General features: G+C 65.9%; 12 protein-coding genes and 1 pseudogene. 4 read left to right on the top strand and 9 right to left on the bottom strand.

What is annotated here, in order from left to right; translation table 11 throughout:
* Positions 1-803: 803 nt before the first annotated feature.
* From ccsB to E3T55_RS06045, 5 genes are read right to left on the bottom strand one after another with little or no spacing between them, the layout of a single operon-like run.
* On the bottom strand, positions 804-1790 hold the full coding sequence (gene ccsB, locus E3T55_RS06065) for a c-type cytochrome biogenesis protein CcsB (protein ID WP_134518683.1): 987 nt from the start codon (positions 1788-1790) through the stop codon (positions 804-806).
* Positions 1791-1823: 33 nt separating this feature from the next.
* The gene (gene resB / locus E3T55_RS06060) at positions 1824-3536 is read right to left on the bottom strand and encodes a cytochrome c biogenesis protein ResB (RefSeq protein WP_134518681.1); all 1713 of its coding nucleotides are present in this window, start codon (positions 3534-3536) and stop codon (positions 1824-1826) included.
* Positions 3520-4281 carry a cytochrome c biogenesis CcdA family protein gene (locus tag E3T55_RS06055; protein WP_134518680.1) on the bottom strand — a complete coding sequence of 254 codons (762 nt, stop codon included), beginning with the start codon at positions 4279-4281 and terminating at the stop codon, positions 3520-3522. The genes resB and E3T55_RS06055 overlap by 17 nt, the downstream gene beginning before the upstream one ends.
* Before the next feature lie 2 nt (positions 4282-4283).
* Entirely contained in the window at positions 4284-4895 is a 612-nt protein-coding gene (locus E3T55_RS06050; protein WP_134518679.1) for a TlpA family protein disulfide reductase, read from the bottom strand.
* Positions 4892-5536 (bottom strand): histidine phosphatase family protein, encoded by a 645-nt coding sequence (locus E3T55_RS06045; protein ID WP_134518678.1) that lies wholly within the window; start codon positions 5534-5536, stop codon positions 4892-4894. The genes E3T55_RS06050 and E3T55_RS06045 overlap by 4 nt, the downstream gene beginning before the upstream one ends.
* A gap of 106 nt (positions 5537-5642) precedes the next feature.
* Here E3T55_RS06045 and aspS point away from each other — a divergent pair, with 106 nt between their 5' ends.
* A complete protein-coding gene (gene aspS / locus E3T55_RS06040) occupies positions 5643-6956 on the top strand; it encodes an aspartate--tRNA(Asn) ligase (protein WP_134518682.1) in 1314 nt (437 codons plus the stop codon).
* 240 nt (positions 6957-7196) lie between these two features.
* On the opposite strand, the gene E3T55_RS06035 is transcribed toward aspS, so the two are convergent.
* The 4 genes from E3T55_RS06035 to E3T55_RS06020 form a co-directional block, all read right to left on the bottom strand.
* Positions 7197-7499: a Dabb family protein gene (locus tag E3T55_RS06035; RefSeq protein WP_134518677.1), complete on the bottom strand. Its 303-nt coding sequence runs from the start codon at positions 7497-7499 to the stop codon at positions 7197-7199.
* Complete coding sequence (locus E3T55_RS06030; protein WP_134518676.1) at positions 7496-7768, bottom strand: glutaredoxin family protein; 273 nt, start codon at positions 7766-7768, stop codon at positions 7496-7498. The genes E3T55_RS06035 and E3T55_RS06030 overlap by 4 nt, the downstream gene beginning before the upstream one ends.
* A 184-nt stretch (positions 7769-7952) precedes the next feature.
* Positions 7953-8051 carry a 30S ribosomal protein bS22 gene (locus E3T55_RS06025; RefSeq protein ID WP_003792170.1) on the bottom strand — a complete coding sequence of 33 codons (99 nt, stop codon included), beginning with the start codon at positions 8049-8051 and terminating at the stop codon, positions 7953-7955.
* A 146-nt stretch (positions 8052-8197) separates the two neighbouring features.
* A complete protein-coding gene (locus E3T55_RS06020; protein WP_134518675.1) occupies positions 8198-8659 on the bottom strand; it encodes an ArsR/SmtB family transcription factor in 462 nt (153 codons plus the stop codon).
* Between the two features lie 76 nt (positions 8660-8735).
* Between E3T55_RS06020 and E3T55_RS06015 the strand changes: the two genes are divergently transcribed.
* The 3 genes and pseudogenes from E3T55_RS06015 to E3T55_RS06005 form a co-directional block, all read left to right on the top strand.
* The gene (locus tag E3T55_RS06015) at positions 8736-10178 is read left to right on the top strand and encodes a TrkH family potassium uptake protein (RefSeq protein WP_420897976.1); all 1443 of its coding nucleotides are present in this window, start codon (positions 8736-8738) and stop codon (positions 10176-10178) included.
* Positions 10171-10842, top strand: coding sequence for a potassium channel family protein (locus E3T55_RS06010; RefSeq protein ID WP_119972410.1), 672 nt, complete (start codon positions 10171-10173; stop codon positions 10840-10842). The genes E3T55_RS06015 and E3T55_RS06010 overlap by 8 nt, the downstream gene beginning before the upstream one ends.
* A 100-nt stretch (positions 10843-10942) precedes the next feature.
* Positions 10943-11300: pseudogene (locus E3T55_RS06005) on the top strand (hypothetical protein); the annotation flags it as partial.

The following is an 11300-nucleotide window of genomic DNA, read 5'->3' as shown; positions in this document are numbered from 1 at the left end:
GACCCTCGGAATCAGCCCCTTGGTTTCGACCGCTCCTTCGTCGCGGCTCAACCCGCGAGGCTCCGCTGGTTGAGCCTGCGCGCAAAGCGCGCTGGTCGAAACCCCGCGAGCCGACCCTCGGACCATAGGTCGGCCTGCCTGGTTTCGACCGCTCGCAAGCTCGCGGCTCAACCAGCGAGGCTCCGCAGGTTGAGCCTGCGCGCACAGCGCGCTGGTCGAAACCCCGCGAGCCGACCCTCGGAATCAGCCCCTTGGTTTCGACCGCTCCTTCGTCGCGGCTCAACCCGCGAGGCTCCGCTGGTTGAGCCTGCGCGCACAGCGCGCTGGTCGAAACCCCGCGAGCCGACCCTCGGACCATAGGTCGGCCTGCCTGGTTTCGACCGCTCGCAAGCTCGCGGCTCAACCAGCGAGGCTCCGCAGGTTGAGCCTGCGCGCACAGCGCGCTGGTCGAAACCCCGCGAGCCGACCCTCGGAATCAGCCCCTTGGTTTCGACCGCTCCTTCGTCGCGGCTCAACCAGCGAGGCTCCGCTGGTTGAGCCTGCGCGCACAGCGCGCTGGTCGAAACCCCGCGAGCCAACCCTCGGACCATAGGTCGGCCTGCGTGGTTTCGACCGCTCCTTCGTCGCGGCTCAACCAGCGAGGCTCCGCTGGTTGAGCCTGCGCGCACAGCGCGCTGGTCGAAACCCCGCGAGCCAACCCTCGGACCATAGGTCAGCCTGCGTGGTTTCGACCGCCGGTTGTTGAGCCCGCCGAAACACGTCGCGGCTCAACCAGCGGAGGCGCGGCTCAACCGGCGGAGGGGCTACAGGCCCGAGTACGCGTGCAGGCCCTTGAAGAACACGTTGACGATGCCGAAGTTGAACATGACAGCGGCAAATCCGACGATCGAGAGCCAGGCGGAGCGTGATCCGCGCCAGCCGCGGGTCGCGCGGGCGTGAATGTAGCCGGCGTAGATGACCCAGATAATGAAGGTCCAGACCTCTTTGGTGTCCCAGCCCCAGTAGCGACCCCAGGCCTGTTCGGCCCAGACCGAGCCGGCCATGAGCGTGAAGGTCCACAGGATGAAGCCGATGATGTTGACGCGGTAGGCGAGGTTTTCCAGCGTCGCCGACGACGGCAGCGTGGCGAGAAAGCGCAGGCGCACCGGGCGGGTATCGGCGACCAGGCTCTCCCGACGAAACTGCAGCAGCTGCACGAATGAGAGTGCGAACCCGAGGGCGAAGAACCCGGTGCCGAGCGAGGCCACGAAGACGTGAATCACGAGCCAGGCCGACTGCAGCGCGGGCGGCAGCGGGGCGACCTCGACGTAGAAGCTGACCGCAGCGACGCCGAGCAGCACGAGTACCAGCCCGGTCACGAACGTGCCGAGAAAACGCAGATCCACCCGGATCAGCACGATCAGGTACACCGCGACGATGAGCAGCGTGCCGGTCATCGCGAACTCGTACATGTTCGCCCACGGAACGCGGTCCGCGGCGATACCGCGGGTGAGGGTGGCGAACAGGTGCAGCGCGGCCGCCAGCACCGTGAGCGACATTCCGACCCGCAGGCTCGCCGAGTGCGAATATGGCGTGACCGCATCGTTATTGATGCGCGTGCTCAGTCGATTCAGCGTGAGCGTCGAGCCGCCGGAGCCAGCCGCTCCGGAGGCAGCTCCGGAGGCTTCCCCCGACACCGGCGCCCCGGCAGCCTGCCCGGCCGCGTCGACCGCGGCCGATCGCTTGGCGAGGTCGATGGCGAATGCGATGAACGCGAGCGCGTACACGGCCATGGCCGAGTACAGGCTCATGATGGAGAGATCGTTGAGATTCACGAAGTAAGCCTAAGTCTGTTCGAGGGTCGAATCGGCGGGATGAACGGGTTTGGCAGCATCCGCACCGGCTGCGCCCGCCCCAATGCTGGGGAGCGCGGCCAGGTGCCGATCGGCGAGCGCGGTGACCGCCGCCTCGAGGGCGGGGTCTTCGCCGCGGGCCAGGCCCGCGTACTCGAGGCTCAGCGAGCCGTCGGCCTGCGCGACGGCCTTCACCCAGATGCGCCGGCGCGGAACGAGCAGCCCGGTGAGCAGCCCGAGCAGAATCAGAATCGCGAACGTCAGTACCCAGGCCTGGGTCGGGTCGTGGTGAATATCAAACGACGCGAAGCGCGGAACCGAGTTGGAGAGATCGTCGGCGGTGGCCGCCTCATCGGCGTTGTTGAACGTCACCGTGCCGAGGCCATTCGGCAGGTCGAGGGTCTCCCCCGGCCGCAGCTCGAGGGTCTGCACCCCGGTGTCACCGCCGGTCAGCTGGGTCATGTCGTCGATCAACAGCGAATAGACGGATGTCGGCACTCCCTCGTCGAGGCCGAGGTCACCGGTGTAGACGTTGAGCGTGAGCATCGGGTAGACGAGGTCAGGGTACGAGGAGAAGAACGCCCCGGACTGGGCGGTCTCCTGGGTGGGGTAGAAGAATCCGATCATGCCGACCTGCTCGGCGAGGCCGTCGGGAACCTTCACGACACCGAGCGAGGTGAGGTTGGCATCCTGCGGCAGGAACGGTACCGAGTCGGAGAAGACATCCGAGCCGTCTGGCGAGGTGACCGTGATCGACGGTGCGTATCCGTTGCCGAGCAGAAAGATGTCGGTGCCGCCGGTGCGCAGCGGACCGTTGACCTTGACCTCGCCGGCCTCCGGTTCTTCGCCGCGCGGGGTGACGGTGACGCCGGCGGTGAAGTCGACGGGCTGGCCGATGGCGTTGAGGTTCTCGGCCTCGTACTCAACGGCGAAGTCATCGAGGGTGAGCGTATACGGGTCGAGCGTGGAGTCGTCGAAGAAGCGGCCGGGGTTGAAGGAGTCGTAGGCGAGGAGGGTGTTGACGAAGGTCTGCCCTTCCACGAGCACCCGCTGACCGGCGAAGCCGAAACCGCCGCCGAATCCGACGACCACGAGGATGCCCACGAGCGCAAAGTGAAAGACCAGGTTGCCGGTTTCCCGCAGGTAGCCGCGCTCGGCCGACACCGACGTGCTGCCGGCCTTGTCGTAGAGGGCGACCCGGTAGCCGCTGGATTTCAGCAGGGTGCGGGCCGTCGTGATGGCGGCCCCCGCATCCGTTCCGGCCGGAGCGGTGCGGGTCGTGAACCCGGCCAGTCGGGCCAGCCTGGCGGGGGTCGCGGGCGGGGTCGCGCGCAGAGCGATGAGGTGGTGTTTGGTGCGCGGGATGACACAGCCGATGAGCGAGACGAACAGCAGCAGGTAGATCGCCGAGAACCAGGCCGAGGAATACACGTCGAAGGCCTGGATGTTGTCGAGCACCGGGGCGAGATCGGGGTTGTCGGCGAAGTACTGCGTGACCCCGTTCGGGTCGGAGGAGCGCTGCGGCACGAGCGAGCCTGGCACCGCCGCGATCGCGAGCAGCAACAGCAGAAACAGCGCGGTGCGCATGCTCGTGAGCTGGCGCCACAGAAAACGCAACCAGCCGACGAAGCCGAGCCGGGGCTGCACGACGCCGGCCGGAGCATCCGTCGGGCGGGAATCAAAATGGTCAGATGGCCGGGACAAAGCTGCCAATCACCCCTTGCAGGTCGAGGAGCCAGACGCTCCAGATGCCGCTCACCATGAGCACTCCGATGACGATGAGCAGAACGCCGCCGAAGAGGTTGATCGCTCGAATGTGGCGCTTGAGAAAACGTACGGTGCCGGTCGCCCAGTTGAAGCCGAGGGCGATGAGCAGAAAGGGGATGCCGAGACCGAGCGAGTAGAACAGGGCCAGCAGGCCGCCCTGCCAGGGAGAACCACTACTGAGGCTGAGCGAGTTGATTGCGGTGAGCGTCGGCCCCGTACACGGCGTCCAGCCGACGGCGAAAACAGCGCCGAGCAGCGGCGCTCCGGCCAGGCCCATCTTCGGGCGCCACGAGGTCTTGACGGTGCGCTGCATCGCCCCGAACTGGCCGACGAAGACGAGCCCGAGCAGAATCACGACGACCCCGGCAATGCGGGTGATCAGGTCACGGTACTGATTGAGCCAGAATCCGGCCGCGCCGAAGACGACCCCGGTGAGTACGAAGATCACGGTGAAGCCGAGAATGAACAGGCCGACGCCGGCGAGCAGGCGGTTGCGGCCGCGGCGGTCGCGCTTGGACGCGGCCGTGCTGCCATCGGTGAAGCCGCCAATGTACGCGAGATACCCGGGCACGAGCGGCAGGATGCACGGCGAGGCGAACGACACCAGCCCGGCGAGCACCGCGATCGGAATCGCAAAGTAGAGCTCGCCGCTGAAGACGATCTCGCCGAAGGGGTTGTCCACGCCTAGTTGCCCTCCGCGGGCGAGCCCTCGGCGATCGTGTCGGTGATCAGCGTCTCCAGGATCGAGGCCTCGGGGATCGCGCCCAGAATGCGGGCGGCGACGCGGCCCTCGGCGTCGAGCACGAGGGTGGTCGGCACGGCGTTCGGGGGGATGCTGCCGCTGAAGGCGAGCTGCATGGCGCCGTCGTCGACGTCGAGCACCGAGGGGTAGGTGATCGAATAGGTCTCGCTGAAGGCGAGTGCGTTCGGGGCCTGGTCGCGCACGTTCACGCCGAGAAAGCTCGCGCCGTTGCCCTCGAACTGGGCGTTCAGACTCTGCAGCTCGTCGGCTTCGGCGCGGCAGGGCGCGCAGCTGGCGTACCAAAAGTTCACCACGGTGACCTCGCCGAGGTAGTCGGCGGATGCGACGGGGTCGCCGGTCTCGGTCAGGCCCGCGAACTCGACGGGGTCGCCGCGCTCAGCCACGGCGATCTCGGTGATGCTGCCGTCGCCCGCGATGTAGCCCTTGTTGCTGCCCTCGCGGTACTGTTCGGCGAGCGGGTCGGAACTGCACCCGGTGAGCATGAGCGCGGCCGCGGTGAGCCCGATCAGCGCGCTTCGAATCCGGCGGCTCATACGGCTCCCACGTCGATGGCGTCGCCCTGCAGACCCTCGGCCGGGCTCGAATACGCCGTCTCGGCGAAGCGGTTGCCGCGCCACGACAGCGTCGTGATGCTCGACAGTGCGCAGCGGCGCTGGCGCGGGTCATGAAAGAGACGCTCCTGAGCGAGGGTGCGGTGCACCATCCAGATCGGCAGTTGGTGGCTGACGAGTACCACGTCGCCCTCTGGCACCGACTGCCAGGCGTCATCGATGGCGGTGAGCATCCGCTTCGAAATAGACCGGAACGGTTCACCCCAGCTGGGGCGCAGCGGGTTGATCAGCAGCGGCCAGTTTTTCGGATCATGCAGGGCACCGCCTTCGCCGCGCAGGCGTTTGCCCTCGAAGCGGTTGGTGGGTTCGATGAGGCGTTCGTCGATCGTGGTCGTGAGGTTGAAGGCGGCCGCGATGGGTTCGGCGGATTCGCGGGCCCGCTGCAGCGGCGAGGCGATGACGCTCACGACGGGCCGACCGCGTTCAACGAGCTCGGCGGCCGCGGCCTGCGCCATCTGCACGCCCAGGTCGGAGAGTCGAAACTGTGGCAGCCGTCCATAGAGAACGCCTTCGGGGTTGAAAACCTCACCGTGACGAACAAGATGCAACTGACTGGCTACCACGCGCTCAATTCTACGGAGGTCGTCCCCTTGAATTGACCGTATGCCCGCTGCGCCCGATCTGGGGGCTGGGCGCACCTCTACACTGGAACGTGTGACTTCGCGCGTATTGATCAAGAACCTGTCCGCTCTCGACGACGGCCCCGTAACGGTGTCCGGATGGGTCGACACTGTGCGCGACCAGAAGAAGGTGCAATTCGTCGTTCTTCGCGACGAATCCGGTGCCGTGCAGTTGGTGAACCCGCGCACGACGGATGCCGAGGGTCTCGTCGTCGCCGATGAGCCGGCCACGAGCATCTCTGGCCTGGCCCAGGGCACCTTCGTGACCGTGACCGGTCAGCTCAAGCACGACGAGCGCGTCAAGCTCGGCGGCATCGAGATCAAGCTCGCCACCCTCACCGTGGTCTCGGCGGCCATTCCCGAGACACCGATCGCGGCCGACTCGAGCCTCGACAAGCGGATGGACTGGCGCTTCCTCGACCTGCGCAACCCGAAGCAGAACCTCATCTTTCGCATCCAGACCACGTTCGAGCACGCGCTGCGCACGTACTGGATCGAGCACGACTTCATCGAGCTGCACACCCCGAAGCTGATGGCGAGCGCGAGCGAGAGCCGCGCCGAACTGTTCGAGGTCGGCTACTTCGAGACCAAGGCCTACCTCGCGCAGAGCCCGCAGTTCTTTAAGCAGATGGCCCAGTCCGCCGGCTTCGGCAAGATCTTCGAGGTGGGCCCGGCGTTCCGCGCCGACCCCTCGTTCACGAGCCGTCACGCGACGGAGTTCACGAGCGTCGACTCCGAGATCAGCTGGATCGACAGCCACGAAGACGTCATGCAGCTGCACGAAGACCTGATGGTCGCCGGTTTCACCGCCGTCAAGGCAAAGCACGGCGACGAGGTCAAGGCCCTCTTCGACGTCGAGGTCACCGTTCCGGCTCAGCCGTTCCCGCGCATCCCCCTCGCCGAGGCCAAGGAGATCGTGAAGAGCCGCGGCTACGAGGTTCCCCGCGACGACGACGACATGGACCCGGAGGGCGAGCGACAGATCGCCGCCTACGTGCTCGAGAAGTTCGGCCACGAATTCGTGTTCCTCACCGACTACGCCTCGAGCATCCGGCCGTTCTATCACATGCGTCATGAAGGCGACGAGTCGATCACCAAGAGCTACGACCTCATCTTCAACGGCACCGAGATCTCCACGGGCGCCCAGCGCGAGCACCGCATCGAGGTGCTTGAAGCGCAGGCCGTGGAGAAGGGTCTCGACCCGGCAGAGATCGAGGGATACCTCGACTTCTTCCGTTACGGCGTGCCGTCGCACGGTGGTTTCGGCATGGGACTCGCCCGGGTGCTGATGCTGATGCTGCACCAGGCCTCGATTCGCGAGGTCACCTACCTGTTCCGCGGACCGACCCGCCTCGAGCCCTAACCCCGCCGCAACTCTGCAGGCCGGCCCACCAGGTTTCGAGACGCTCGTCGGTTGTCGAGCTTGCCGAGACACGCTCCTCAACCAGCGGACGGAAGATCCGCTGGTTGAGGAGCGGACGAAAGATCCGCTGGTTGAGCCTGCGCGCGCAGCGCGCTGGTCGAAACATCCGCTGGTTGAGCCTGCGCGCGCAGCGCGCTGGTCGAAACCTCGCGAGCCGACCCTCTGACCCAGGCCTGCGGGTCAGGCGACCTGCAGGTCGACCGCGAGGCGGTCGGAGACGACGGTGCGAATGAACGCGCCCGCCTTCTTGTGCTCCGGGTGCTTCTGGTAGCGGTCGAGCGCCTCGAGGTCGTCGAAGTCTGCGATCAGCGCGACGTCCCAGTTCTCGTCACCGGCAACATCCGGCCCCACGGTCAACGCGAGAATCTCGGGCACGACACCGACGAGCGCTTCGAGGCCGGCCACGATTCCAGCGGCATCCGCGGCCTTCTTGCGCGGGGTGACGGCGCTGAGTTTCCAGCAGACAATGTGGCGGATGGTCATGATTTAGCCTCCAGAAGGGCCGTGCGCAGGCGCAGTGGGTCGATGCGCCAGTAGTTGTGTACCTTGCCGTTGAGCAGAAGCACCGGGATGTCTTCGACATACAGTTCGTGCAGCGCGGCATCATCGAGGATCGACTTCTCTTCGAGGGTGATCACGGGCGCAGCCGGATCATCGGCGAGCTTCGCGACGACGGTACCGACCAGGTCGCGGGCGTCATCGCAGAGGTGACAGCCGGGCTTGCCGATCAGGGTCAGGTGTACGGTACTCATCCGACCAGCCTAGAGGGCACGGCCGGGCGCCGGCTCAAGCACAGCGCAGGTTGACGCACGCGCGTAAAAGCACGCCCGCCCGTTAAAGCAGAGTGCGCCGGGCCATAGTGGCCCAGCGCTCACGCCTCAGAACGACCGAGGTCGTCCCGAAGATACTTCTTGCAGATACTGCTCGCAGTACCGTCTACTTCTTGTTACGACGCTGGTGACGAGTCTTACGAAGAAGCTTGCGGTGCTTCTTCTTCGCCATACGCTTGCGTCGCTTCTTGATTACAGAACCCACACGGACCTCACAAAGATTGGATGCGCCGCGGGACTCGCGACAGACACGAAAACCCCATTCTAGCCGGAAAAGTTGGCCCGCCCTACGCGGCGTCGGCGGCCGGGCGATTCCGGATGCTTAAACGAGGCCGGGGCATCCGCTCTGAACTATGGATTCTTGCGCCATTTCTTCGTCGTCGCGTCTTTGACCGCGTGCGACATCTGGAACGAAGTGTCGGCAAAGGCCTTACCGATTGCCGAGGCAAAGGCGCGCTGCTCATCGCGCAGGCCGGCCTCGACCTCTTCGGTGGTGAGGTCGGGGGTCGCATCGAAGTCCACGCTGAGAAAGGGAATCAGCCAGTCCTCGATTTGTTCGAGGGGGGCGTAGTTGAGGTGGTAATAGCGGTGCTGGCCCTCCTCGCGCACCACGACGAGGGTCGCCTCGCGCAGCACCTTGAGGTGCTTGGAGACGGTCGGCTGGCTCAGGCCCAGCCGCACGACGATGTCGGACACGCTGAGCTCGCCACGGGCCTCGCCGCGGGACTCATTTGAGACGTTGTACCGTTCAAGAAGGATGCGCAGGATGTCCCGCCGGGTCGAGTCCGCCACCACGTCGAAGATGTCTGCCATTTCATAAGGGTAGCCATTCCCGATGGGTAGTACCATGACAACTTGTCAACGCTCGCAGGTCAACCGAGGGGTTCCAGTGCACTCGACCATCACACCGGGGCGGTTCGGACGCAGGTCCACCACCTGGTACGGCCGCATCCGCGACGCCGTCGATCACCTGGTGCGCTCCTCCCCCTCACGCTTCGCGATCCTCGTCTTCACCGCGCTGATTCTCGTCTTCACCGTGCTGTTCTCGCTGCCGATCGCATCCGCCGACCGCACCATCACCCCCCTGCACGACGCGCTCTTCACGGCCGTTTCGGTCATCTGCGTCACCGGTCTGGCGACCGTGGACATGGCAACGCACTGGTCAGGTTTCGGCAACATCCTGGTGTTCGTCGGCGTGAATATCGGCGGAATCGGTGTCTTGACGCTCGCCTCGCTGATGGGCCTGGTCATCTCTCGCCGCCTTGGGCTGCGTGCCAAGCTCATGGCCGCGAGCGACTCCAACCCGTCTCGCATCCACGCCGGGCCGGTGAACGAGGGCCAGGCGGTGCGCCTCGGCGAGGTCGGCAGCCTGCTGGTCACCGTCGCCATCAGCGCCTTCGTGATCGAGGTCGTCGTGGCCGCTCTGCTGTTTCCGCGCATGCTCATCGACGGCGTCGCGGTCGGCGAAGCCCTCTGGCACAGCTTCTATTACTCAGCCATGGCCTTCACCAATACGGGGTTCAGCCCCAATGTGCAGGGCCTGGACCAGTTTGCCAACGACTACTGGTTTCTCTCCGCGCTGATGCTCGGCGTGTTTCTCGGCAGCCTCGGCTTTCCCGTGATCTACGCCTTCGCCCGCGCTTTTCGCGGCCCCCGCCGCTGGTCGCTGCACGTCAAGCTCACCCTCGTCACCACGGTCGCCCTGCTGCTGCTCGGCACGCTGTTCTACATCTTGCTGGAGTTCGACAACCCCAAGACCTTCGGTTCGCTGAACGCCGGCGACACCATATTCCAGTCACTGTTCATGTCGATGATGACCCGGTCAGGCGGCTTTTCGACGATCGTGGTCAGCGATCTCAACGGGTCAAGCCTGTTGCTGAGCGGCATGCTCATGTTCATCGGCGGCGGGTCGGCGTCGACCGCAGGCGGTATCAAGGTCACGACCCTCGCCATCCTCTTTCTTGCAGCCTTCGCGGAGGCCCGTGGCAAGCAGGAGATGGAGGCCTTCGGCCGACGGATTCCGAGCGACATGCTGCGCCTCGCGGTGAGCGTCGTGCTGTGGGGTGCGACGACGGTCGCCGTGTCGACGATTCTGATTCTGCACATCTCGAAAGCGCCCCTCGATATGGTGCTCTTTGACGTGATCTCTGCCTTCGCGACCTGCGGACTGTCAACCGGCCTGACCGCCGACCTGCCACCCGAGGGCGTCTATGTGCTCGCGGCCACGATGTTTATGGGCCGGGTTGGTACAGTGACATTGGCTGCGGCCCTGGCCGCGAGCCAGAGTCGGCAGCTGTTCAAACGCCCCGAAGAAAGGCCCATCGTTGGCTGACCTGATCAAACATGATGCCCCGGTACTCGTGATCGGCCTGGGCCGTTTCGGCGCCGCCACCGCCGGCCAGCTCGACCGGCTGGGCCGAGAGGTACTCGTCGTCGACACGAGCGAGTTGCTCGTGCAGAAATGGTCCGAACGCGTGACCCACGCCGTGCAGGCCGACGCCCGCAACATCGACGCGCTGCGCCAGATCGGAGCCGAAGACTTCTCGATCGCCGTCTGCGCGACCGGCGCCTCGGTCGAGGCGAGCGTGCTCATCGTGGCCAACCTCGTCGACCTGAACATTCCGCAGATCTGGGCCAAGGCCATTTCGACCTCCCACGGCAAGATCCTCGAGCGCATTGGCGCCAACCATGTCATCTACCCGGAGGCCGAGGCGGGCGAGCGGGTCGCCCACCTCGTGTCGGGCCGCATGCTCGACTTCATCGAATTCGACGACGACTTCGCCCTGGTCAAGATGTACCCGCCGAAACCGATCCGCGGCCTCAACCTCATCGACTCGGGCGTGCGCAGCAAGCACCGGGTCACGGTCGTCGGCGTGAAGAGCCCCGGTAAGCCCTTCACCTATGCGACAGCGGAGACGGTCGTCTCCAATCACGACCTCATCATCGTCTCGGGCACCGAGGGCGATATCGAAAAGTTTGCGGCTCTCGGAACCTGAGCCGCAGGGCGATTGACTGGCCAGATACCCCCATTCGGGCGGTTCAGGTACAGTGCCTAGAACGGCGACACCCAGAAAGTTATCCACGATGCCCCAGGATTTGCCCACACCCCCCACCGTCCTGCCCCGGATCAGCGCGCTCGTGCGCAGCGATGCGACGGGCCAGCTGACCATCGACGGCGTCAGTCAGGCGATTTCGGCGACGGATGACGCGGGCGTACGGCAAGAGATCGTCGCCCGGGTCGTCGCCTCGGCCGAACTGGCCGGACGCGCCCTGCACGTGCTGATCACGGACGACGACGGCGAGTGGCCCCTGCTCGTGCACGTCGACGGACAGATCGAGGCCGACGGCACGGTCGCGCGCACCCCCGCGACCGGTGCCGCCGCCGCCGCGCACACTCCGGCTCCCCCGCTGAGCCGCCGCGCCGCGCGTGAGGCCGCCGCCGCGGCGTCAGCGG

This window comes from Cryobacterium frigoriphilum (assembly GCF_004403305.1).
GTDB lineage: Bacteria > Actinomycetota > Actinomycetes > Actinomycetales > Microbacteriaceae > Cryobacterium > Cryobacterium frigoriphilum.
Note: the sequence above shows the minus strand (reverse complement) of the source record. Positions and strands in the feature narration are given on the sequence as shown.

Coding starts and splice junctions, on each gene's coding strand:
- ccsB (WP_134518683.1), bottom strand. CDS start 1,790: ATGAGCCTGTACTCGGCCATGGCCGTGTACGCGCTCGCGTTCATCGCA.
- E3T55_RS06050 (WP_134518679.1), bottom strand. CDS start 4,895: ATGAGCCGCCGGATTCGAAGCGCGCTGATCGGGCTCACCGCGGCCGCG.
- E3T55_RS06035 (WP_134518677.1), bottom strand. CDS start 7,499: ATGACCATCCGCCACATTGTCTGCTGGAAACTCAGCGCCGTCACCCCG.
- E3T55_RS06030 (WP_134518676.1), bottom strand. CDS start 7,768: ATGAGTACCGTACACCTGACCCTGATCGGCAAGCCCGGCTGTCACCTC.
- E3T55_RS06020 (WP_134518675.1), bottom strand. CDS start 8,659: ATGGCAGACATCTTCGACGTGGTGGCGGACTCGACCCGGCGGGACATC.